Raw genomic sequence first — 23017 nt, 5'->3', positions numbered from 1 at the left:
CTACAAATTAAAATTTAAACTGTCAACATGATTTATAATTTAATTTGTAATTATAGGCGTGTAAATTTGAATTGTTTATAAAATAAAATTTAAAAAAGAGGGTTTAAAAGAGTTTAGACTATATTTTTTTTTGTTTTAAAAGTTCTGCTATTTTCTTCTCATAAAAATTTTTTTTGATTTCTAGTTCTTTTAGAATCAAATCAACATCACTTTCAGGAAGGGATTCAAATAATTGTAATATCAACTTTTGTTTTTCCGTAAGCGTGTTTTTTTTCATAGAAAAAATTTCATGACTTTTATTTTCTTGATTTGTTAACTTATCGGAAAAGAACCAATATACAGGTTTTCCTGTTACTTCAGATAATTTCTTAAGCTTATCCATTCTAGGTATTACATTTTTCAACCAGCCTTGAACAGACTGAGGTTTAACTCCCATTCTGCGAGCCAGTTCTGATTGATTCCAGCCTAGCTCATCTAACACCTGCTGAAGCCTTTTAGGAAAACTCATACTTTTACCCATTGAATAATTATCACTATTAAAGCATACAAAATTTTTTTGTTATTAACATTGCAAATATAATTTGAAGTTTAAAATTAAATCTGTAATATCATTAAACCTAGTTGGAGAAGTTCGTATGGATATAGATCTACAAAATAAAATATTTGCTATCACGACTCAGTCTGAGTTAGGTCGTAAATTGGGTAAACGTCCTCAGACAATTAGTGTTTGGTTTAGAAATCGTGTTCCTGCTGAATGCGTTTTTTCAATGGCTAAAGTTTTAGAGTGGCAGATCACTCCCCATAAGCTACGCCCTGATATTTACCCAAACCCAACAGATGGTATCCCTGCTGATAAGCAAAATACTCTCTGAATAACACCGTTCTTTAACATTTTGACTCGCTCTGAATAAGCGTTAGAGCCACCACAACCTCATAGGAATATCGAGGTAGGGAATTTTATTACTTAAGGATTATAACCATGGAATATTCAAATACTATCAAAATCACCTGCAAACCAGAGCATTTAGAATCTTACTTCTACCAGAAGATGGCATCAGAAGGGGGTAATAACGGGTTTGCTAAATCACTAGGGATCCACCCCTCAACAGCGAGTCGGGATAAAACCAGAATATTTAAACTAGCCTGTCAGGTCGTCTCAGTATACGGCTTGCCAAGGCATGTGCTGAGTGTGCCTGATTCATCGGCACAGGGAGTTGTTATCACGAGTTTCGCTCAGGCATATAAAATTCTAGAAATGGCTTAAAAGCAATGATCAATCTGCAAGTTACTAAAACACATGAATTTTCTTAAATTACAATAAGTTGTATTTGATTTATAAGGTTTTATCTATTTATATATTATGCTGAATTAAACTTAAAAATAGAGCGTTTTTTTATTGGTGCGAAACTCGTGGTTGTTATTACGAATATCTCAGGTGAAGACATACGCAAGCTGATTGACATGCTAGAGCATTTGAGATTGCCAAAAAAAGAAGCTCCAGAGTTAAAAAACAATGAAGCGTCAGAATGTCAGATCGAGTGTTGTATTTAATCAAATATTTCAGGAAGTTTAACGAGAAGGGAAACGCCAATTTTCCCTTTTTTCTTTCAATTTCAGCGAGGTCATTATGCCAAAAAAACGTCGATTTATCAATAAAAACCGCCATGATATATGGGTAAACAAAAATAAATTTATTTGAATAAAGTAATTTATTATTCAATAGGTTAAGTCATTATATGAATAATTATGAATATCATGTTAATATTTTTATGCCTGATAGTTATTTTGAGCAAGATGGACAATGGATTAGGGACATGTTGCTAAGACTTAAGCCCTCAGTTAGAGTCAGAGTAGCAATAAGATATTCAGCAGTCTATCAGCCACGAGTTTCGCACGGGCATATAAAATTCTAGAAATGGCTTCAGAACAATAATTAATCTGTAACTTGCTAAGACGTATAAATTTACTTAAATTACAATAAGTTATTTTTAATTTATGAGATTTTTTCTATTTATATATTATGCTGAATTAAACTTAAAAATAGAGCGCTTTTTTATTGGTGCGAAACTCGTGTCAGCAATATTTTGAGCAAGAAACCGTTACTTACCGGAAAGAAAATTCGGCAAGAAAAGCGGCAAATACACGGCTGAGAATTTTTGTTAAAAATCATGCTTCATACTTGGATGGGTATGTATCTGAACCTCAGCAATTAAAACGGGCTTAAACAAAAGGCAATTGCCAATTTTACAAAATACTTTACCTGTTACATGAGAACCCCCGTTACATACCTAACCTAGGCAACTCTCTGTCAGTACCCAGCCAAAACCCCCACAGGCCAGAAGGAACCATCCCCTGTCAAGGTGTTGCCGGAATCACGGAGTTGAACCTAAACAATGGCTAGTTCTTTCTCTGGCTAGTGTAAAAATCTCACAGAAAGCACGATTGTTAATCACTTGTAAAATTAAAGTCAAAAGATATCTTCTCTCCCAGATCGAGAAGTATATATAAGGATCGCGTATAAGGATAAAGGAGGGAATTTGAAAAAAACTTTTAAAATCAATAAGTAAAAAACGTAAAAGCGACAGGGTTCGTCGTTTAAACGACAGACTTCGTCGCATTGTTTGATTTTTAATCAGTTTGCATTCATAAAATTAACGTTAAGTCAATAGGCTAACATATGAAAATTTACAGGTGGTCACGTATTTTTGTACCCAAAGAATTATTTAAACGAATATCGGGATTGTCACCGGTGGCAATAGAGTTGTATGGGCATTTGATTGAGAGTTGCGACTGGAAATACGGGTTATGTGTTGCCAGTTCCGCAGAGATAGCGCGCGATTTAGGCGTTACACCAAGAAGTATTCAGCGGGCGAACAAAGAGCTTGAGTCGATAGGATTAATCATGGTTAAGCGAGGCGTTTACGCAATGAACCCCGAGTTTGCATGGTCAGGAAGGAGCTGGAATATTTCGAAAGCGGAATATTATCGGGTGGCGCAAATAACATCAGGGAACGTGACTTCGTTGGCTGATATTGCCGCGATTGATGATGAAAAACTTGAGGAGATTGGCCGTAAAACCTTAAGGGAGGTCTACGGCCGCAAACTGAAACGGAGTAAAACATGTTAAGCATAACACCAAAAAGTAAGCAAGTGGTAGCACTAAATATGCTAAGAAACAACTGGAAACAAGCCAGAACATTTTTGCTGTATGCGCCGGTTGGATTTGGTAAGACGGCAATTGCTGCCTTCATCACCGATGGATTTGTTGCACGGGGAATGAGAGTGATGTTTGTTGTCCCCTATACGGTGTTGTTAAACCAGACTGCATCAAGATTTGTTGAGTATGGTTTGTCATCGAACGAAATCAGTTATGTATGGCGAGATCATCCTGACTATGACCCAACGCGATTAATCCAGATTGCCTCAGCAGATACACTGATACGCCGAAACTTTCCCGACAACATCGATTTGTTAATCATCGATGAAGCGCACATGAAACGCAAAAAAATCCTGGAGATTATCAGGGATACTGGCATCAAAGTAGTTCGGCTTTCAGGGACACCTTTTGCAAACTGGATGGGAAAATATTATGAAAAACTCATAAAACCCACCACAATGAGAGAGCTTATCAACCTCGAAGATCTGAGTCCCTATGATTTTTATGCGCCCGATAATCCAGATGTGAGTGGGGTGAAAACATCAAAATTATCGGCGTTTGGTAATGACTACAACGAAGAGCAACTGGCAAAAATTATGGGTGATACGGTTCTGGTTGGCAATGTGGTTAAATTCTGGCTTGAAAACGGTGAAGACAGGCCTACGGTTTGCTTTTGTGTCAATGTTAGTCACGCTAATCACCTTACGATGGAATTCAGCAAAGCGGGGATAAACGCTGAGGTGATGACAGCGAAAACGCCTCATGATGAAAGACATATCATCATCAATCGCTTTGAAACGGGTACGACGAAAATAATTGTTAATGTGGGTGTGCTGGTTGCAGGGTTTGATAGTGATGTTCGCTGCATTATTTACGCGAGACCCACTAAGTCAGAGATCAGATGGGTTCAGTGTCTTGGGCGAGGGCTACGCACGGCATCAGGCAAAGACAAATGTTTGATATTTGATCACTCCGGAACCGTTCATCATTTAGGTTTTCCTGATGACATTGAGTATGAGGTATTGCCCGATGAAAATGACGGTATGAAAACTCAGCGGAATGAAAACAGGGAAAAAAATAGCGAAAAAAAACCGAAAGAATGTCCCTCATGTCACTACATGAAACCCGCAGGGATTTATGTTTGTCCGAAATGTGGATTTAAACCCCTTATGGGTGAAGATGTTTCTGTTGATGAAACTCGGCATTTAACAAAAATCAGTCAGGGCAAACACGTGTTTACTGAGGCAGAAAAGCAAAGTTGGTGGTCACAGATTAAATATTACCAGCGTCAGCGAGAAATACTGGGAAAACCGCTTAGTGATGGTTGGTGTGCTCATACCTATAAGAAAAAATTTGGGGTGTGGCCACGGGGCTTGCACGATACGCCGGAAGAAATAACACCCCAAGTAAACAATTACATCCGTTCATGTCAGATCGCTTTTGCTAAATCGCAAAAACACAATACCAAAAATCGACAGGAAGAGGACGTTTTGGTTATGTCAAACAATGTGATAAATATTTTAAGGGATAACATCAATGCGAACGGTAGAAGCAATCAGGGGGCGCTGGCCAGAAATCTTTCACTATTACAAACTACCCGCGATAACGGGAAAGAAGCATTATCAAGGAGAATGTCCAATATGTGGCAGGAAAGGAAAATTTAGGATAGATAATAAAAATGGCAATGGGTCATGGATTTGTTCATGTGGTGCAGGGGATGGTTGGAAATTACTGGAGCTTACGCAGCGAAAAGTGTTTAAAGTCTTAGCCCGAGAAATAGATCAGCTAATTGGAAATCAGTATTCAAATAAACCAAAGCAAGAAATTCCATCAGATATCAACATCATCCGTTCTAAAGTTATCAGTAAATTTGCTACACTCCTCTCCCTTAAGGATACAATAGCCAGTCAGTATCTGAGTCATCGTGGTATTCATGTGTTGCCGACCGCTAACATCCGGTTTAACCCTTGTGAAAAAACACCGCTTGGTGACAAGCAGGCTATCTGGTCAATCGCAACGGATAATAATGGTAATAGCTGTTATTTACATCGCACCCTTTTGGAAGGTGACAAAAAAGCGAATGTTGAAGGTAACAAACGAATGTTAAAACTTCAGGCGGAAAGTTATCTTGGTTTTGCTCATTCGATCGCTATCAGAATGTTTCCCGTGTCTTCTACACTGGGAATAGCTGAAGGAATAGAAACGGCGCTGTCGTGCAAACAGGTCTATGGTTGTAACACCTGGTCAACACTTAATGCCGGATTTATGCGTAAATTTCGAGCACCTAAAGGCGTAAAGCATCTGATTATCTTTGCTGATAGAGACAAGAATGGTACAGGACTTGCGTCAGCATTTGATTGTGGCAACAAAAATATTTTAAGCAACAATGATGTTGAGACGGTTAGTATTCGCTGGCCTGAAAAAGGCGATTTCAACGACCTGATACTGGACGGTTTGAAGGTGTTTCAGGAACGATTATATCGTCATCATATCAATTAACACACCTTAATTCGAAGGGCTCCAATGAAATACCAAATCGAAGCAACCATTGTTAAGGATGGTGGCGAGCCTGTGCATTGGTATCGCTTTAGCGACAAAGCACTATCAGAACAGGATTGCCTGAAAATGTTATCGGTGCCATCCATGTTCAAAATGCAATTTAGCTAACCTGAGTTCGGGATAAGCATTATCAATTATACTTGAAGATACGTACCTGCAACAGGTATCTTTGGTTTAGATGGCATTAAACAATATGCAACTAGTCCGCCTAATAAATTCACTACAAAGTTAGCCGGAGAGCGATGTCGCGTATGCTCTATTTGACAAAGATTTTTTAACTCATCAAATACCGTTTCAATGACAGAACGATGACGCAAGATGGCTTTGTCGAAACAAGTCTGTTTAATAGGCTTCATTTTCTTCTTGATATTCGTTATAAGGCTAATTCCCATCGTTTTGAGTTGCTGTTTCAGTGAAGCCGATAAATACCCTTTATCTGCGTACAAACAACCAGAAAGATCCTTTGTCAGCTCAGGCAATGGTTTCCGATCATCGGTGTTTCCTGGTGTGAGTCGAAAACTGAGTATTTCCCCCAAATGATTGATAATTACATGAAGCTTGAAACCAAAGAACCAACCTGTTGAATTTTTTCCCCGTTCAGCTATCCCATTGAAGACTTTATGTCTGCGGATCCGTAAGTTATCACACACCGCTATCGGAGTAGAATCGGCAACCGATAGCCCCGTGCATTTTCCCTTAATTGACTCAAACAGTGCCGTTAACGCTAAGGCACTACGCGGAAGTAACTCTACACAGCGTGAATAGGATGGCAAGTTAGGAAATTCCTTCCGGAGATATAAGCGGACATAATAGAGATAAAATACCTTGAATTGCCTGAATCGGAGTTGATGAAACAACACAACCAGTGTCATCATTTCCGCCAACGAAAGCTGAGTAGACCGTCTACGACGCTTAGTACCGTTAGTCAGCAAATATTCATGCATTTTTGGCTCGAAGTCTTTGCAAAAATCATCCATCAGGCAATAAAGTTCAGTAAGATTTTCCATAATTGTTTAACAATGCTCTACTCTTTAACCAGACTGTTAGAGTATTTTAACAAAACAGGCTCATTCAACTATTTGAATATCAAGACTTTCTCTTTATTTCTTATCCCGAACTCAGGTTAGCTAGATAGGTTACTACTGGACTATTGTCAGTGACAAGGCTGGAAAGCGTGGCAAATTGCCAAAAGTGTCAATAGAAAATTTCACCTGTACTCCGCTAAACCTACCCCAATAAGAATCAAATAGGCAAAAATATGAACATTCAAAACACGGTGAATAACCGTGAAGGGCTTCTTTGTGCCCAAAGTGAGGACTCCGGTATTTTAATTCAACATAGAACGGAGCCCAGAATAGATAGTTGTCTGTTTGCCAAAAGGCTAAGTATTAAACATAAACATCTTTATGAATTAATTAGAAAGAACTCAAAAAACTTACGTGAGTTTGGCATCCTTTCGTTTCAAACGGAGCGATTAAATACTATTCAACTGGGTGCGCGTGAACATAAGTATGTTCTACTCAATGAAAACCAGTTTGATTTTATGTGTCGCATTGTCTGTGGACGTGATTACGAGAAAATGACGCAATTTAAGCTGGATGTCACGCATTTGCTAAAAAACGAGCCGCTGAACCTATTAGAAGGGAGTATTTACCTCATTACCATGAGTCCCGTGATGCTTTACGTGATTTAGGTGCGGAGAAACATCACTACATCAATCTGGCAAACATTGAGAACCGTTTAGCGGGTTTATGTTCAGGTGAGCGAAGTAAAGCCAATGACCAAAAGCTTGGTATTCTTCTTTGTATGCAGAAGATAGAGCAAGCAACGTTTCAGTCAGCCATTGAATCAGGCATGTCACCTACTCAAGCAGTGCGAGAAGTCAGTAAGCGCATCGATATGTTTGCAACCTTAATGACTCCATCTCAACAGATTAGGGGCGACAAATGCAATTAATAAACCCAAAAGCACTTAAAGAGTTGCGCACAAAAGAAAGCATTAAAAACAATAAGTTAACTCCATTTGTGCAGTACAAAAAACAAATTGTTATAGCTAGGCAATCGTTATGCCCACTTAATGCTTTGATATATAGAGATAATTATCCGTTTGTGCAGTATACAAAACAACCAATGAAAGCTTTTAAACACATCCTTGTCGATGGTGAATACTGTTATGTTTACGAAGACCATATCCATTTTTTGACGAAAAAGCGTCAACGGATAGCGGGGAAACAGGTAACCGGTTATACCGCTAAAGGCGTGGAGATGAGAGAGATTAGGTGATGAACTGGATTAAATGTGAAGATGACACGAGTTTCGCACAGGCCTATAAAATTCTAGAAATGGCTTAAAAGTAATGATTAATCTGCAAGTTACTGAAATGCATAAATTTACTTAATTTACAATAAGTTATATTTAATTTATAAGGTTTTATCTATTTACATATTATGCTGAATTAAACTTAAAAATAGAGCGTTTTTTTATTGGTGCGAAACTCGTGGATGAGTTGCCTTTAAACACAGAAGATGTTCTTGTCTGCACTGAAAGAGGTAATGTTTTAGTTGGATATTATCAACAAGAATATGACGGCTGGTATTTTGGCAATATTTATATTGAAAATGATGGGATCATAAAATATTGGATGCCATTGCCAGCACCGCCAGAGGAGGAAGAATGAAATCAACAATAGTTCATATAGTTAGCACAATAGGGTTTGAAAATGAAATGGAAGCGGTTGCAGCGTTTAGCACATATAAAAAAGCTTATGATTATGTTAAGAAAAATGGATTTAGTTCATTCCATATTGATGAACTCATTATTGACGAGGAGGAGGAAGAATAGTGATGCATGAAATAATTAACTTTATTTACAGAATCAGCATGAATCTCTTTTGCTTTTTAGGTGTTATGATGTCGGTGATAATGTTAACTATCACAATCGACAACAGTACGTGGTTTATTATTTCTTTAAAGTCTTTAGCAGTGGTGGCTGTCACATCTTTAGCTATCTCAATGGTATATGTATTTTTTGTCTTGTTTAACCATGCATTCTTGAAATGAAAAATAACAGGAGGCGCATTTGGAAGACAAGCTACTCTTCCACGAATCAACGAAACAATCCGTCTGGCAAACCTTAAAAGCTGTCCTTGCAACAAAACAACCGCATCAACTCATTATCAAACCTTACCGTAAAACCCGTTCACTTTCTCAAAATTCCCTTTTCCACCTGTGGACAGGGGAGATAAGCAAATATCTGTGTGCTAACAACGCTAACGTTACCGCTGAGCAAGTGAAGGAAATGTTGAAACATACATTTCTCGGCTATGAGGTGGTTGAACGTATCGATGTAACCACACAGGAGCCAGAGCGCGTCAGAACGCTCAGGAGGACATCAAAGCTTGATACGGGGGAAATGCATGTCTTCATGCAAAAAGTGGAATGCTGGGCGATTGGCATACGTTGTTTCGTGACAATACCGGAAAGCTCGGAGTATATGAAATTAAAACAGGAACAAGAACAGTGAGCAATCAAAAGCAGAGCCCCCATAAAACGGGGGTTATTCTCAGCGTTGACTTAGCTTGCAATCGCTTTCTGTCACGCTGGCTACGATGGACGCACCTTAGAGTAGTCTTAAAGCCTGTCAGCTAATCGTGAATGTGATTAACGCAGGAGACATTAGCAATGTTAGCAGGAAAAAATTTTTATGCAACACAGAATTAAGATAACAAATTATTCCATTACAAGTGTTGACACATAAAACTCATACCCATTCCATGAAGAACACAACGATATATTTCATTCATTTGTTCTTTTCCAAGTCGCTGGGTGAAATAATCTCTTTTACCTTCGCGGTTTTTACTCAAATAGATTAGATCCAAGCGGTGATAAGCCACAGTATAAACCATGTCACCTTTTACCCATGTGTCTCTACCCATAAAATGTTTATTTTTAGGGGTTGATTGATCAGGGAGTTTGTAATGATAATTCCTGACAATATCGGGTTTAACTGTACTACACGATACCACGAGTTTCGCACAGGCATATAAAATTCTAGAAATGGCTTAAAAGCAATGATCAACCTGCAAGTTACTAAAACACATGAATTTTCTTAAATTATAATAAGTTGCATTTGATTTATAAGGCTTTATCTATTTATATATTATGCTGAATTAAACTTAAAAATAGAGCGTTTTTTTATTGGTGCGAAACTCGTGGATACGATAGTTGCTAAGTTTTTTCGTCCAGGAATAAAACCTGACAGTATTATGACAGGACGGGAGGCCTTTACCATTTCAGGTTCTCTAAATCCTTTAGAAAAATCACAAAGTAGTAATTGCCCTGCCTTGGGATGAATAGTAATTGGCATAAAATTTATTATATAAGTTAAGAGTTGTTAGATTATATAAAAAAATCTGTCAAACGGAGAGAATTTTATTGAGAAACAGAAATAATAATTAATCACACTAAATTTAATGATTACTTATAACCTCTCAAATGAGAGGTTTTTTATTGGGAGAAATAATTTAAATGGCACTAAAAAGGAATAAAATTAAATATTGCACGATTAGTGGATGCTCCAAGAAAGCAAGAAGCAATAGTATTGGCGTTTGCGAGATGCATTATTATCGGTTCAGAAGGAATGGTCGTTATGATCTCATTGCGCGTAAAAAGAAAGAGTTTATTGTTCATAGTGAGGGTTATATTTTACATTTAAATCCAGATCATATCCTCTCAGAGAAAAGGGGGTATATATACCAACACAGAGAAGTGGCTTATTCAAGATACGGAGATGGGCCACATAATTGTGAGTTATGTACACGAGTTTCGCACAAAACTAATTTGGGTACGCTAATAAAACACGGATTTGCTCAGTAATAGCACTTTTGATTACGTTCCAATTTTGTTGATAAAGGGTTATTTTTTCAGATATACGACGTTTATGTTGTTCAAACCACGCAGAAATAGCGAGAAAAATATGATTTCTTTGCGCTCGGCTCGTGCGAGCCTGACAGCGTTCAATACCACAGTTTTGTTTAACTTCTCGATGATAAACTTCAACAGACCAACAGGCATCCATGATAGATTTGAGGTATTGACGGGTGGGATTCTCTTTGTTTGTTACTATGTAATCAATACGGCCGTTTTTGGCTGTAAATTTGAAAACGGTTACCCAACCATATCCTCGCAAGTGTATTGACGTTCCTTCTTCTGAGATGTCTAACTTGTTCAGTTGTTTGTTATGGTTAACAATCCTATTTTTCCTCAGCGTGGTTACCCAGATCCAACCATGAGAGCGAATTGATTTCAGGTTATCCAGGCTAGAATACCAAGCATCCATCACTACGGCTTCTGGCATGATCCCTCTTTTTTTAGTAAGAGTGAGCATTTCGGAAAAGTGCGTGTTTTTTGTTTTTCCATCAGAATCTTTATCATAAATAAGATAATTGATAGGAATTGATTCAACCTTCGTCAGATCATGCCAAAGCAAATTAACTAAACCTATGCCAGCAATAACCTCATGTTCATTACCTGAATATTGATAATGGACCATCTCTATTTTTTTACTACGTGTTTTGGCAATCAATGTATCATCGGCAATTAGTACGCAAGGGTTTTTTTTGTCTATAGAAGGTTCAACTAATCGCCATAGGTCTTTAGGTCTAAAACATCTACTTTTTAGCCATCGGCTAACAGTGTCATGAGATAAAGGCGATGGGCTTACTTCTGATAACGCTAAACCAGAGTATCTTAAACTGCTTACTTGTAAGAATGTTTTATAGATATCTTTAATACATGGATAACCCGACAAAATATGAACACCCTGATTTTTTCTTGTTTTTAAATTTATACTTCTTTTTTGGAGATTGCGAAACTCGTGTTTTTGCCGGAGGAGAGATGAGTAGGCACGTAAAAGATTTACTGGAAGCGTGGGGGAACTGGAGTATGACCCGCATTGGAACTGAGTACAAAGGTATGTCTACCATTACTCCTATTAAATTCGACGATGACAGACCTTGACTAAGCGATGAGGAAGGCGAAATTGTTGATAAAGCGGTAGCAGGATTAAAGAAATATGACATCGATGGATATAACATTATTTGCTTACATTATCAGCACCATATTTCATGCCGAATGATAGCTAAAAACTGGAAGAAAAGACCGGATTATATCACCGCTTACATGGGTAGGGCTGAATCCTATATAGCGGGTACCGTTCACACACTCCTTAAAGCAACAAATTGACAACACCGTATAGACTATCGTATGCTGACCGTACTAGAATTCACAAGCGGTCATCCGCACCCGATAGCCATGCGGCTTTTTTATGCCCATAAAACGGTGTAATCACATCCGAAGGCCGGGTGGAGAGGCGTAATAAAACACCCGAAAGGGGAATATGCCCGGAGCGTCTTGTGAAGCTCTAGTTGACGCCCGGCTACCAGCTACTGACTGGCGGCCGTAACTAAAATTCGCAAGGAGTTTAATCATGGCTACTATAGCTATTCAATCTGTTGAATTTAAATTTGAAGATCATGGCATTCGTACCATCATCAGCAATGGTGAACCGTGGTTTGTCGCAGAAGATATTTGCAATGTTCTTCAATTAAGTAATCCCTCTATGTCATTGAAATCATTAGATGAAGATGAACGGTCTAAGTTTAACTTAGGGCGTCAGGGCGATGCTAATATCATCAACGAGTCTGGTCTTTACACTCTAATCTTACGGTGTCGTGATGCTGTTAAGCAGGGGACTTTACCTTGGCGATTTCGTAAATGGGTAACAAATGAAGTTCTTCCATCTATCCGTAAAACGGGTAAATATGAACACCCTAATCATAAACCAGAAGCAAGAGAATTACTAACCGCTGATGATACTTCACATCTTTCTCGTTTAATCTGGACAATGGCTAACGGCTTCCGATTTGAGCGTTCGTGGACGCAAGGTATCTGGTATGCGCTCCGTCATGCAACAGGGGTAGAGTCACCCCAAAATTTTGAAGTTAACCAGATACCGATAATCGCAAAAGAATGCGAAAAGATTTACAATTTCACAAATGGCGTTAAAGAAGCTATTTCACGAGTTTCGCACCAATAAAAAAACGCTCTATTTTTAAGTTTAATTCAGCATAATATGTAAATAGATAAAACCTTATAAATTAAATATAACTTATTGTAAATTAAGTAAATTTATGCATTTCAGTAACTTGCAGATTAATCATTACTTTTAAGCCATTTCTAGAATTTTATAGGCCTGTGCGAAACTCGTGTATTTATGAGGCAGAGAAACAAGCCGTAAGGCGAGTGCTGCGCAAACGTGAAGATGCAGACAAGGTGTTAGCTGAGATGAAGTAATTACTTGAAGAGAGTAATCAGGAGCATACCTTTGTTTTGACCGATACATTAGCACGCTGGCAACAAGCAGAGATACAGCAATTTTTACAGCGACGTTAAATACTGATCAAATCCTCAGTAAAATGCTTGACTGTCCGTACATCCGTACAGTATTATATGCTATAGTAGCGCGTAGCTATTGAGTTAGCGCTTAAATCTATATTAGAGCGTCGTTTTTTGCGGGGCCTTTTGTTATTGAATTGTTAAAATCCTTGAAAATATCTTTCATATGTTTTTTTAATCATATCGTTACACTAATGCTTTCAGTAGTAATTTTCATGAGGAATTTTAATTATGAATATAAGCCCAATTTGCACCAGTTCATTTAAATCCATATCATCAGTCGAATCATTGTCAAAAAATGAGAAAGATAAAGCATCTTTAGCAAAGAATATTTATAAGGTTAATAATAAGCATGTGAGATTTGATAGTATTCCGGTTACTTATCTTTTTAATGCAAAAAAGGAGAATAATGGCGGAATTGAATTATCTCTCTATGAAAGAGAATATAGATGCGCTGTAGATAAGCAAGCAAAATTATATGGGCTAAGGGCTGCTTTTGGACATGATGACCCAGCTAAAGATACCTACCCTTATAACCATGAGGTTGGTTTGAGAAATATGGTTTAAATGCTCTATTACTTAATTGCTTTTTTTAGTTAATTTTACTTTTAATGCCACAATAAATAAAAAATTAATAAGGCCTCGCTTTTGCGGGGTTTTTCATTTGTACCCCTGCAATACTGACAAAGCCAGCAACATAAACAAGTAAAGCGGCTGTCTCCCTTTTTAATTTAAAGCAATGGTACCCTCAACGGGAGGGTATATGCGTATGTTTGAAAAACACTCAACCCTCAATGCTTATTTGTCCGGTATTCTAACGACTTTGATGGGTTTTAGTATTGACCAATGGGTCGCGCTGATAGGGATAATCTGTACGGTTGCGACCTGCTTAGTCAACTGGTACTACAAATGGAAGGAACTCAAGTTAAAAGAGCGTCACTATGAAGATACCGAAAAAAATATTGATGGCAACGGGCGTTAGTGCTGTGTTTTTAGCCTCAAGTATGATAACCCATTTCGAAGGGTTGAGACTTAAGCCCTATTTCGATGGAGGACGAGTGCTGACAGTTTGTTATGGTCAAACGGGGAAAGCTATCGACCGCGATAAAATTTATACCAAAACAGAATGTGAACAATGGCTTGATGAAGCGCTCAGCAATCTTAAGCGCTATGTTGACCCACTGATTAAGGTTAATATCAATACGCTCACACAGGCCGCCCTTTACTCGTTTGTCTATAACGTTGGCATTGGTAATTTCAGGCGGTCAACGTTGCTCAAAAAACTCAACGCAGGCGACAGACAAGGGGCGTGTGATGAGATGAAACGCTGGGTATACGATGAGGGTATAAAACAGAAAGGGTTAATGACTCGCAGGGAAATAGAGAGCGTGATATGTTATGGCGACCTGTCACATTTATCGTAGTGATTATTGTCGCATTGGTTTTATCACTCGTTTTTATCAACTCCCGATATCAAACCGTCAAGCAAAACTACCAAACGTTAAAACAGCAATATCAAGCGCAAATTGAAGCGGTGAAATTACAGCAGCAGAAGATCGATGCTTTGCACCAGCTCGATATTCAACACACCGAGGAACTGAACAATGCCAAAGCTGAATTGGATAAGCTCAATGATGCTGTGCGTGCTGGCACTAAGCGGTTGCGCGTCAACACCGTGTGTTCAATACCCAAGACCACTACCCCCAAGAGCCGACATGATGAAACCAGCCCACAACTTAGCGCATCAGCTCGAGAAGATTATTTCCGTCTCAGAGAGATGATAGTTGAGAACGAAAAGCAGACGGAGTATTTACAGCAGTACATCAAAACACAGTATCAATGAATCGTTAATTGGCACGTTCAAATCTTAATAATCATTGCGTCCCACATGCGCAACTAATCCAAACATCGAACCCGTTATTTAGGAATGAGCCTTTGAGGTAATCAGTTTTGCTGATGTCACTTCGATGGGCTGATTTCCTATGTGGCAAAGGTTCATTACCTAAGTAAGGAAGACATCATGAATCATGTATTAACATTTAAAACCCACAATATTGTTCCCTTTAATAACGGTGACGGGAAAATCTGGTTCACTAATAAACAGCTATCTATCTTACTGGAATACAAGGACGAATCTTCTATTACTCGCATTTTTAACAGGAATAAAGATGAGTTTACTAATGAGATGTCAGGGACGGTCAATTTGACCGAGAGTAATGAAAACAAAGAGTTACGCTATAAAAAGATTAGAATTTATTCTGTTCGCGGTGCTCATCTGATTGGAATGTTATCTAAAACCAAAGTCGCTAAATCACTCCGTAAGTGGTTACTGGATTTAGCGGAAAAAGAAAGCCAACCCGCCAATCTTGCTCTGTTAGATATGGAAGGATTGAAATCATTAACGATTGGCGAAATGCAAAATAGATTGGTTGCGGCGGATAAATGGTCATTTGACAATTTTGGTAGAAAAGGAAGTGATTTAATGAATTTACGAAAACGTCATCTGAATAAGATACGTAAGGCCGAAAAAACCATTTTGGCACTTTCTCAATTGAGACTACCCGGATTTGATGATACACCAAATGGAGAAAGTCAAGCATGACCCCTGAACAATTCATTGAGACGAATATCAAGGCCGAGTTAATGAAGCTCGGCTTTTCTCTATCTGTCGCCAGCTTAGCCACAAGTGAAGCGATCCGGTATTACCGCAAACAACCCGCAAGCAGACGAGGCAAGATGATAGAAGATTGTCTCAATCAGGCTAAACGGTGAGCGAAGAGTGCAACTAAACATAAACACGAGTTTCGCACAGGCGTATAAAATACTAGAAATGGCTTAAAATCGATGATTAATCTTCAAGTTACTAAAATACATAAATTTTATTAAATTACAATAAGTTGCTTTTGATTTATAAGATTCTGTCTATTTATATATTATGCTGGATTAAACTTAAAGATAGAGCGTTTATTTATTGGTGCGAAACTCGTGATAAACATTAATTAGGTAGCTATTATGACTCTCACAGACAAGCAGGAAGCCTTTTGTCGAGAGAACCTGATTGATTTAAATGCGACACAGGCGGCAATAAGAGCGGGGTATAGTGAAAAAACTGCAAAAGATATCGCATGTCAAAACTTAGCAAAACTCAACATTCAAAAACGCATCCAAACCCTCATGGAAGAACGCAAGAATCGCATTGAGGTTAATGCTGACTACGTGCTTAAGCGACTGGTTGATATCGACCAGATGGATGTGTTGGATATTATTACCGAATCAGGTGATTTAAGACCGATTAAAGACTGGCCTAAAGTGTGGCGAACAACATTAAGCGGTTTTGACATTGCAGCCATACGAGTTGAGGGCGCAGAAGCATTGCTCAAAAAAATAAAGTGGCCTGACAAAATCAAAAACCTTGAGCTTTTAGGTAAGCATGTTTCTGTTCAGGCTTTCCGAGATCAAATAAAAAATGAGCATGATGTAGTTGGTACGCTATCTGACCTCATGGATGATTTGTCTAAAGGATAGTTATGGAACCAGCACATTTAGCATTATTACGCAATAAGTTTTGGCGACTGAATCATCTCTACTGGATAACAGACAAAACAGGTAAAGCCATTCGGTTTAACATGACCCCTGAGCAGTTAACCTATTTTGAAGGCATGCATACCCGAAACATCATCCTTAAAGCGCGTCAACTGGGTTTCACTACGGAAGTGTGTATCATTCAACTCGATGCGGCGTTATTTGAATCGGCTAAATGTGCGTTGATTGCGCATACGTTAATTGATGCGAGGCGCCTTTTCAGGGAAAAAGTCAAATACGCTTACGACAAACTGCCAGCCGAAATCAAGGCAGCCAATCCTGCCAGTAATGATTCTGCGGGAGAGTTGGTTTTTAAAAAGGGTGGTTCACTTTACATTAGTACGTCCTTTCGTGGTGGCACATTGCGTTATTTACATATCTCTGAATTTGGCAAAATCTGTGCAAAATATCCTGATAAGGCACGAGAAATTGTTACCGGTGCGTTTGAGGCTGTCGCCAGTGAGTGTTTTACGACAATAGAAAGCACAGCGGAGGGACGAGCAGGGTATTTCTATATCTATAATTACTGTCAATCGGCTGAGAAAGCGCAAATTCAGGCAAAACTGCTTTCGCCATTAGACTGGAAGTTCTTTTTTTTCCCCTGGTGGAAAAATTCTGAATACTCAATGACGCCTGTTTCGTTATTACCTCAACGGTTAATCGATTATTTCGATGAATTGGCAGGAAAGCACGGTATTGAGTTAACCGACAGACAGAAAGCGTGGTATTACGCCAAAGAAAAAACGCTTGGCGATGATATCAAACGGGAATATCCCTCACTGCCATCTGAAGCCTTCCAACAATCAGTCGAGGGCGCTTATTATGCTAAACAATTTCGCTATCTCTATCAAAACAAGTGTATTGGACAACTGCCTGATAACCGCCATTTGCCCGTTCACACTTTCTGGGATATTGGGGTGGGAGATTCAACCTCAATCTGGTTTGTGCGTGAGGTGGGTAAGGAATTTCATGTTATCGATCACTACGCAAATAGTGGTGAGGGCTTACGGCACTATATGGAAGTGCTAAAAAATAAAGGTTACCGTTACGCCAGTCATCATGCCCCCCATGATATCGATAATCGTGAATTTGGCTGGGATGCGAAATCACGGCGTGAAATTGCCAGAGAAGGCTATGATATTGGTGGACAGAAATACACCATACGATTTGATGTCGTGCCAAGATTATCGATCGATGAAGGGATTGAGGCGGTACGTGAAATATTACCCAATTGTGTTTTTGATGAATATCAATGTGCTGAGGGTATCGCAAATCTAGAAGCTTATCGCAAAGAATGGAATGACAGGCTCGGCTGCTGGAAAGACAAGCCACTGCATGATTTCACTTCTCATGATCCCGATGCCTTCAGGTATTTTGCGGTTAGCCGAAAAAATAAACAGCGGCCCGCCTTTGAGATTAATTTAGGAACCACATTCTAATGAGTACGACTAATGTTGATTTTATCCGTCCTGAATATAAATTGTTTGCTCTGCAATGGTCATTGGTTAGGACAGTCTGTAAAGGGGATGATTCAGTAAAAAACTATCTCCCGATATTAGAAGAGTCGGATAAAGAACGGAAAAGGAAGCGTAATAGCGATTATCAAGATCGCGCGGTGTTTTATCCCATAACGGGTAATACCCGTAATGGGATGATAGGAATGGCTTTTAAAAAAGATCCGCTCGTGGAGATTAATGAAAGGCTGGCTTATCTTAAAGAAGATGCAGATGGAGCGGGCTCCAGTCTTTATCAATTAGCGCAATCATCATTGGAATCGATATTGGAAGTGGGGCGGCATGGCTTGTATGTCGATTATAATGATGAGGCAAACCAAGTTTATTTTTTTCAATACAAAGCTGAAGACATTATTAACTGGCAAACCCAACGCATTAATGGTCGTAATCGCTTAACGTTGGTGGTATTACGTGAAACAGTAGAAGAAAAAGTGGGTTTTGGGTTTAAGGATGTCTTTCAATACCGGGTTCTGGCTATTGAAGATGGGAAATTTATCTGTCGAGTGTATCGTAAACCCGCAGGCAGCAGTGTTTACCAAATAGATGTTGAATATATTCCAAAGCGTAAAATTGGCGGTGCGTGGGATGAAATTCCGTTTACCTTTATCGGTACTCAAAATAATGATCACACGATTGATGAAGCGCCGTTACTAGGACTCGCCAAAATCAATTTGGGTCATTATCGAAATTCCGCCGATTATGAAGATTCGGTTTTTTTCTGTGGCCAAGTGCAACCCTATATCAGCGGCTTGAAAGATGAATGGCGTGACTGGTTAGAGAAAAAGGGCATATTAGTCGGCTCCCGTTCACCCATTTTGTTACCTGAACAAGGTGCCTGTGGCTACATTCAAGCACAGCCTAACATGCTGGCGAAAGAAGCGATGGACAGCAAGCGTGATTATATGGTGGCGTTAGGGGCGCAGTTAGTCTCTGCGGACAGTAAAGTCAAAACGGTTATCCAGTCGGTGGGTGAATTAAGCGCCCAAACGTCTGTTTTAAGTCTCTGTTGCTCAAATGTGTCAGAAGCATTGACCAAGGGATTAAAATGGTGCGCTGAATATGCTAATGCTGAACCGGATAAATGTTCATTTGAAATTAACCGAGACTTGGTCAATCACATTGCTGATAGTACCATGATACGAGAAATCGTTACCGCTTGGCAATCCAATGCCATCCGTCAGTCGGATTTGGTTCGCAGTTTACAAAAATTTGACATTATCAATCCGGCTGATGAGGTTGATGATGTCATTGACGAACTTAACAATCAGCAACCCACTATGATAGGTGAGCAATGAGAACGGTGAATGAGCGACTGATGGATGAGTTACTTGCGCATTCGCTGTTTACCAGCCGTTACGGTAGTGGGGTTGCTAAAAAGATGGTTAACACCCTGAATGCATTTGATGCCCAGCTCAGTGCATCCTTAATTGTGGCGCTGGATGACGCTAATATCGATGCGGAGAGTTTTACGGTTAGGCGATTAGAATCTTTGCTAGCCAGTGTTAAGGCTATTAATAAGAGTGCGGTAGCCAGCGCGTTTTCACTGTTAAGCGATGAAATGAAAGCGCATGCAGCGTATGAGGTAAAGTATTATCCGGCTTTAATTGATTTTCTAATGCCAGAGGGTGTTCTTCGCCGCTATCCACTGATGAGTTTCACGGCAGATATGCTCTATTCAGCGGTGATAGCGCGTCCATTTCAGGGAAAACGGTTATCTGAGTGGGCTGAGGGTCTGGAAAAAGACCGCATGACGCGCATTAATAATACGGTTCGCAATGGCTATTTAAATGGGGATAGTGCTGTGCAAATTGGGCGTAACATCCGTGGTGACGCCAAACAAGGTTATAAAGACGGTGCACTACAAATTAGTCGGGCTAATGCCACAACCATTGCCAAAACGGCAATTAATCACCTACAAGCCACCGCCAGAAATCATTTTGCCGAAGCGAATAGCGATATTATGGCGGGTAAACAGTGGTTATCTACCCTGGATAATAAAACATCGCCCGCTTGTATTATTCGGGATCGACTGAAATATACCCTCGAAGGCAAGCCAATAGGCCATAGAGTGCCCTATTTGCAAGGCCCAGGAAAAATTCATTGGAATTGTCGTTCAACTGAAACATGGATAACCAAGTCGTGGCGACAATTGGGAATGGATGTTGATGAAATTGACGAAGGCACACGGGCCTCGATGGATGGACAGATACCTGTCGGCACAAGCTTTCTTGAATGGATACAACGACAACCTGTGTGGCGTCAAAAGCAGGTATTCGGTGAAGTACGCTATCGCCTAATGAAAGAAGGGGGTATGCATCCATCAGAATTTTATACCGACAAAGGTGAGTTTATTTCTTTGGCACAATTACGAAAGATAGATGAACAGGCATTTAAAGAAGCTGGGATGGGAATTTAACCAGTATGCATGGCAATCAGGGTCACTTCGGTGGCCTTTTTTGTTCGCCAAATTCGGCTTATGGCTGAGTTAATTTAACGCGCAAGGCGCATAGACAACATCCCAAGGGGACATAATGAGCATTTTAAACATCGGTAGCAACTATCATTCATCAGCAGAAGACCCAAATGGCGGCGGCGGAGCGAGTGGTACAGCGATAACACCCGAAGTTCAAGCCATAATTGATAAGCAGATTAATGAGCAGGTTACCGGTCTAAAGGCAAAGAATAGTGAATTACTCGGTAAGCTCAAAGAGCAAACTGATAATTTAAAGCGTTTTGAAGGCATTGATCCTGAGCAGGTGAAAGGCATTTTGCAACGTTTTGAAAATGATGAGGAAGCGAAACTCATTGCCGAAGGCAAGATCGACGAGGTAATCAATAAGCGCACGGAACGATTGCGCCATGATGTAGAAAAAAAGCTTCAATCTGAAAAGCGACGGGCGGAAAAGGCAGAAGAATTTGCCAATAAATTCCGTAATCGGGTTTTAGGCGATGAAATTCGTGCCGCTGCAAGTCAATCCGGCGCGTTAGCCAGTGCTCAGGAAGATTTAATATTACGTGCCAAGGGCCTATTTAACATCAATGATGAAGGTCAGGCCGTCGCGGTTGATGAAGAAAGCAATCCGATCATGGGTAAAGATGGTCGTACACCTTTAACCCCCGTTGAGTGGATTGATTCGCTAAAAGAAAGTGCCCCGCATTTATTTCCTTCTGCATCCGGTACCGGTGCGGGGAATAGTAAGTCAGGGGTCGCACATTTTAAACGTTCTCAGATCTCTTCAGCGGATAAGGCCGCCTATATCCGGCGTTTCGGTCGTGAAGCTTATCTGGGATTACCTAAGTAAGGAATTGAGATAATGGCAACCACGGTGAATAGTGATTTAATTATTTATAACGATTTGGCTCAAACTGCATTTTTAGAGCGCAGACAAGATAATCTTGAGGTGTTTAATCAGGCATCTAATGGCGCAATTGTACTCGATAATGTTTTTATTGAAGGCGATTTGCGTAAATGGGCATTTTATCAAATAAGCGGCTCGATTGAACATCGTGACGTGAATTCTATGGATAAAGTCAGCGGTAAGAAAATTGGCGCGGGCGAATCCGTTGATGTTAAAGCCCCTTGGAAATATGGGCCCTATGAAATCACCGAAGAGTCTTTTAAACGACGTGGTCGGGATGTATCGGAGTTTTCTGAGCTTGTGGGCACGGATGCTGCGGATGCTTCGCTTGAAGGCTATATCAAGTATTCCCTGGCAGCATTGGGGGCAGCGATTGGGGCGAACACGGATATGGTGGTGACGGCGAACATTGCTACCGATGGCAAGAAGACCCTCACGAAGGGGTTGCGCAAATACGGGGATAAATTTAACCGTGTCAATCTGTTTGTCATGCACTCAACAACCTATTTTGACATTGTTGACCAGGCGATTGATAACAAGGTTTACGAAGAAGCAGGTGTGGTGATCTACGGCGGCCAGCCGGGAACATTAGGTAAACCCGTATTAGTCACCGATACGGCGCCTGTTGATGCCATATTTGGTTTAGTCCCAGGCGCTATCACTATCACGGAATCACAGGAACCCCATTTTCGCTCTTATGAAATCAACGATCAGGAAAATTTAGGCGTTGGCTATCGGGGTGAAGGCGTGGTGAATGTGGGCGTGCTCGGTTATAGCTGGGATGAATCAAAAGGGACGAATCCTGATCTGACAAAATTGGGCACAGCTGGCAACTGGAAGAAACATTTCACCAGTAACAAATTAACGGCAGGCGTAATGATAAAATTGCAGCATGAAGCGAGTTTGGGGTTATCAGTGGATAAAACCACCGCGACAGCCAATAACAGCGATGCGGTGACCATTTCACTTGATTACACAAAAGATAATCAACCTGTTTGGGGTAGCAATGTTGAGTGGTCAAGCACCGGTGGAAAACTGAGTAAAGCGGCGACTAAAACTGATGCAAAAGGTAAGTCCAGCGTTAAATTAACCGCCAGTACAGCGGGACAGTTTACCGTTACCGCGAAAGTGGATGGTAAGACGCAAACCACAGAAAGTCTCACTTTTTCCTAAAGAGAAATGAAGTTAAGGGGACTTTTGTCCCTTGTATCTTGAAATTTGGTTATAATAATAGCGATTAGATTTGGCAAGGTGTATGTAATCCGATTGTCCCTTGTATCTTGAAATTTGGTTATAATAATAGCGATTAGATTTGGCAAGGTGTATGTAATCCGATTGTCCCTGGGGTTTATAGCCCGTAGCAAAGCGAATGATGCATACACTTAGCCACTCA

The 23017-nt window shown here is 39.9% G+C and carries 31 protein-coding genes and 1 pseudogene; 28 read left to right on the top strand and 4 right to left on the bottom strand.

Going from position 1 to position 23017, the window contains the following annotated elements; genetic code table 11:
• Positions 1-118: 118 nt before the first annotated feature.
• Positions 119-520 carry a helix-turn-helix domain-containing protein gene (locus tag V3224_RS13410; RefSeq protein ID WP_334471067.1) on the bottom strand — a complete coding sequence of 134 codons (402 nt, stop codon included), beginning with the start codon at positions 518-520 and terminating at the stop codon, positions 119-121.
• A gap of 115 nt (positions 521-635) precedes the next feature.
• Here V3224_RS13410 and V3224_RS13405 point away from each other — a divergent pair, with 115 nt between their 5' ends.
• From V3224_RS13405 to V3224_RS13375, 7 genes are all read left to right on the top strand, one after another.
• A complete protein-coding gene (locus tag V3224_RS13405; protein ID WP_334471065.1) occupies positions 636-872 on the top strand; it encodes a transcriptional regulator in 237 nt (78 codons plus the stop codon).
• A 107-nt stretch (positions 873-979) separates the two neighbouring features.
• Positions 980-1264, top strand: coding sequence for a hypothetical protein (locus V3224_RS13400; protein WP_334471063.1), 285 nt, complete (start codon positions 980-982; stop codon positions 1262-1264).
• Positions 1265-2059: 795 nt separating this feature from the next.
• Entirely contained in the window at positions 2060-2224 is a 165-nt protein-coding gene (locus tag V3224_RS13395) for a hypothetical protein (protein ID WP_334471061.1), read from the top strand.
• Between the two features lie 453 nt (positions 2225-2677).
• Complete coding sequence (locus tag V3224_RS13390) at positions 2678-3127, top strand: helix-turn-helix domain-containing protein (protein WP_334471059.1); 450 nt, start codon at positions 2678-2680, stop codon at positions 3125-3127.
• Positions 3121-4821, top strand: coding sequence for a DEAD/DEAH box helicase (locus V3224_RS13385; RefSeq protein ID WP_334471057.1), 1701 nt, complete (start codon positions 3121-3123; stop codon positions 4819-4821). Before V3224_RS13390 ends, V3224_RS13385 begins: the two co-directional genes overlap by 7 nt.
• On the top strand, positions 4712-5656 hold the full coding sequence (locus V3224_RS13380) for a DUF7146 domain-containing protein (RefSeq protein ID WP_334472031.1): 945 nt from the start codon (positions 4712-4714) through the stop codon (positions 5654-5656). Before V3224_RS13385 ends, V3224_RS13380 begins: the two co-directional genes overlap by 110 nt.
• A gap of 24 nt (positions 5657-5680) precedes the next feature.
• Positions 5681-5824, top strand: coding sequence for a DUF1187 family protein (locus V3224_RS13375; RefSeq protein WP_334471055.1), 144 nt, complete (start codon positions 5681-5683; stop codon positions 5822-5824).
• A gap of 26 nt (positions 5825-5850) precedes the next feature.
• Here V3224_RS13375 and V3224_RS13370 read toward each other — a convergent pair whose 3' ends face one another.
• Positions 5851-6723 (bottom strand): IS982 family transposase, encoded by an 873-nt coding sequence (locus V3224_RS13370; RefSeq protein WP_334467716.1) that lies wholly within the window; start codon positions 6721-6723, stop codon positions 5851-5853.
• A 251-nt stretch (positions 6724-6974) separates the two neighbouring features.
• Between V3224_RS13370 and V3224_RS13365 the strand changes: the two genes are divergently transcribed.
• From V3224_RS13365 to V3224_RS13345, 5 genes are all read left to right on the top strand, one after another.
• Positions 6975-7409 carry a hypothetical protein gene (locus V3224_RS13365; protein ID WP_334471053.1) on the top strand — a complete coding sequence of 145 codons (435 nt, stop codon included), beginning with the start codon at positions 6975-6977 and terminating at the stop codon, positions 7407-7409.
• A gap of 113 nt (positions 7410-7522) precedes the next feature.
• Positions 7523-7672: a hypothetical protein gene (locus V3224_RS13360; RefSeq protein ID WP_334471051.1), complete on the top strand. Its 150-nt coding sequence runs from the start codon at positions 7523-7525 to the stop codon at positions 7670-7672.
• Positions 7663-7998: a hypothetical protein gene (locus V3224_RS13355; RefSeq protein ID WP_334471049.1), complete on the top strand. Its 336-nt coding sequence runs from the start codon at positions 7663-7665 to the stop codon at positions 7996-7998. Before V3224_RS13360 ends, V3224_RS13355 begins: the two co-directional genes overlap by 10 nt.
• 214 nt (positions 7999-8212) lie before the next feature.
• Positions 8213-8392 (top strand): DUF551 domain-containing protein, encoded by a 180-nt coding sequence (locus V3224_RS13350; RefSeq protein ID WP_334471048.1) that lies wholly within the window; start codon positions 8213-8215, stop codon positions 8390-8392.
• The gene (locus V3224_RS13345; protein WP_334471046.1) at positions 8353-8556 is read left to right on the top strand and encodes a hypothetical protein; all 204 of its coding nucleotides are present in this window, start codon (positions 8353-8355) and stop codon (positions 8554-8556) included. The genes V3224_RS13350 and V3224_RS13345 overlap by 40 nt, the downstream gene beginning before the upstream one ends.
• A gap of 25 nt (positions 8557-8581) precedes the next feature.
• On the opposite strand, the gene V3224_RS13340 is transcribed toward V3224_RS13345, so the two are convergent.
• The gene (locus V3224_RS13340; protein ID WP_334472072.1) at positions 8582-8869 is read right to left on the bottom strand and encodes a hypothetical protein; all 288 of its coding nucleotides are present in this window, start codon (positions 8867-8869) and stop codon (positions 8582-8584) included.
• On the opposite strand from V3224_RS13340, the gene V3224_RS13335 reads away from it, so the two are divergent.
• Positions 8794-9237: a recombination protein NinB gene (locus V3224_RS13335; RefSeq protein ID WP_334471045.1), complete on the top strand. Its 444-nt coding sequence runs from the start codon at positions 8794-8796 to the stop codon at positions 9235-9237. The two genes, V3224_RS13340 and V3224_RS13335, sit on opposite strands and share 76 nt — an antisense overlap.
• A gap of 1311 nt (positions 9238-10548) precedes the next feature.
• Here the strand turns inward: V3224_RS13335 and V3224_RS13330 are convergent.
• Complete coding sequence (locus V3224_RS13330) at positions 10549-11523, bottom strand: IS701 family transposase (protein WP_334471044.1); 975 nt, start codon at positions 11521-11523, stop codon at positions 10549-10551.
• A gap of 86 nt (positions 11524-11609) precedes the next feature.
• On the opposite strand from V3224_RS13330, the gene V3224_RS13325 reads away from it, so the two are divergent.
• The 15 genes and pseudogenes from V3224_RS13325 to V3224_RS13260 all read left to right on the top strand — a co-directional run bounded on the left by V3224_RS13325 (position 11610) and on the right by V3224_RS13260 (position 22797).
• Positions 11610-11732, top strand: a complete 123-nt coding sequence (locus tag V3224_RS13325; RefSeq protein WP_334471042.1) for a hypothetical protein — start codon at positions 11610-11612, stop codon at positions 11730-11732.
• 15 nt (positions 11733-11747) lie between these two features.
• A pseudogene (locus V3224_RS29985) lies at positions 11748-11957 on the top strand (antiterminator Q family protein); the annotation flags it as partial.
• 244 nt (positions 11958-12201) lie between these two features.
• Positions 12202-12810, top strand: coding sequence for a BRO-N domain-containing protein (locus V3224_RS13320; RefSeq protein WP_334471040.1), 609 nt, complete (start codon positions 12202-12204; stop codon positions 12808-12810).
• Between the two features lie 590 nt (positions 12811-13400).
• The gene (locus V3224_RS13315; RefSeq protein ID WP_334471039.1) at positions 13401-13736 is read left to right on the top strand and encodes a hypothetical protein; all 336 of its coding nucleotides are present in this window, start codon (positions 13401-13403) and stop codon (positions 13734-13736) included.
• A gap of 196 nt (positions 13737-13932) precedes the next feature.
• On the top strand, positions 13933-14151 hold the full coding sequence (locus V3224_RS13310) for a phage holin family protein (RefSeq protein WP_334471037.1): 219 nt from the start codon (positions 13933-13935) through the stop codon (positions 14149-14151).
• Complete coding sequence (locus V3224_RS13305; protein WP_334471035.1) at positions 14111-14593, top strand: lysozyme; 483 nt, start codon at positions 14111-14113, stop codon at positions 14591-14593. Before V3224_RS13310 ends, V3224_RS13305 begins: the two co-directional genes overlap by 41 nt.
• The gene (locus tag V3224_RS13300; RefSeq protein WP_334471033.1) at positions 14563-15012 is read left to right on the top strand and encodes a lysis protein; all 450 of its coding nucleotides are present in this window, start codon (positions 14563-14565) and stop codon (positions 15010-15012) included. Before V3224_RS13305 ends, V3224_RS13300 begins: the two co-directional genes overlap by 31 nt.
• 141 nt (positions 15013-15153) lie before the next feature.
• The gene (locus tag V3224_RS13295; RefSeq protein ID WP_334471032.1) at positions 15154-15771 is read left to right on the top strand and encodes a hypothetical protein; all 618 of its coding nucleotides are present in this window, start codon (positions 15154-15156) and stop codon (positions 15769-15771) included.
• Positions 15768-15941, top strand: coding sequence for a hypothetical protein (locus tag V3224_RS13290; RefSeq protein WP_334471030.1), 174 nt, complete (start codon positions 15768-15770; stop codon positions 15939-15941). The genes V3224_RS13295 and V3224_RS13290 overlap by 4 nt, the downstream gene beginning before the upstream one ends.
• Positions 15942-16181: 240 nt before the next feature.
• Positions 16182-16694: a terminase small subunit gene (locus V3224_RS13285; RefSeq protein ID WP_334471028.1), complete on the top strand. Its 513-nt coding sequence runs from the start codon at positions 16182-16184 to the stop codon at positions 16692-16694.
• 2 nt (positions 16695-16696) lie between these two features.
• Positions 16697-18190, top strand: coding sequence for a terminase (locus V3224_RS13280; protein ID WP_334471025.1), 1494 nt, complete (start codon positions 16697-16699; stop codon positions 18188-18190).
• The gene (locus V3224_RS13275; protein WP_334471022.1) at positions 18190-19560 is read left to right on the top strand and encodes a DUF4055 domain-containing protein; all 1371 of its coding nucleotides are present in this window, start codon (positions 18190-18192) and stop codon (positions 19558-19560) included. Before V3224_RS13280 ends, V3224_RS13275 begins: the two co-directional genes overlap by 1 nt.
• On the top strand, positions 19557-20681 hold the full coding sequence (locus V3224_RS13270) for a phage minor head protein (RefSeq protein ID WP_334471020.1): 1125 nt from the start codon (positions 19557-19559) through the stop codon (positions 20679-20681). Before V3224_RS13275 ends, V3224_RS13270 begins: the two co-directional genes overlap by 4 nt.
• 115 nt (positions 20682-20796) lie before the next feature.
• Positions 20797-21567: a hypothetical protein gene (locus V3224_RS13265; RefSeq protein WP_334471018.1), complete on the top strand. Its 771-nt coding sequence runs from the start codon at positions 20797-20799 to the stop codon at positions 21565-21567.
• A gap of 12 nt (positions 21568-21579) precedes the next feature.
• A complete protein-coding gene (locus tag V3224_RS13260) occupies positions 21580-22797 on the top strand; it encodes a major capsid protein (RefSeq protein ID WP_334471017.1) in 1218 nt (405 codons plus the stop codon).
• The last annotated feature ends 220 nt before the right edge of the window (positions 22798-23017 follow it).

Source organism: Arsenophonus sp. PmNCSU2021_1 (genome assembly GCF_036919435.1).
Classification (GTDB): Bacteria; Pseudomonadota; Gammaproteobacteria; order Enterobacterales; family Enterobacteriaceae; genus Arsenophonus; species Arsenophonus nilaparvatae.
This window is presented reverse-complemented; position numbering and strand designations above follow the sequence as displayed.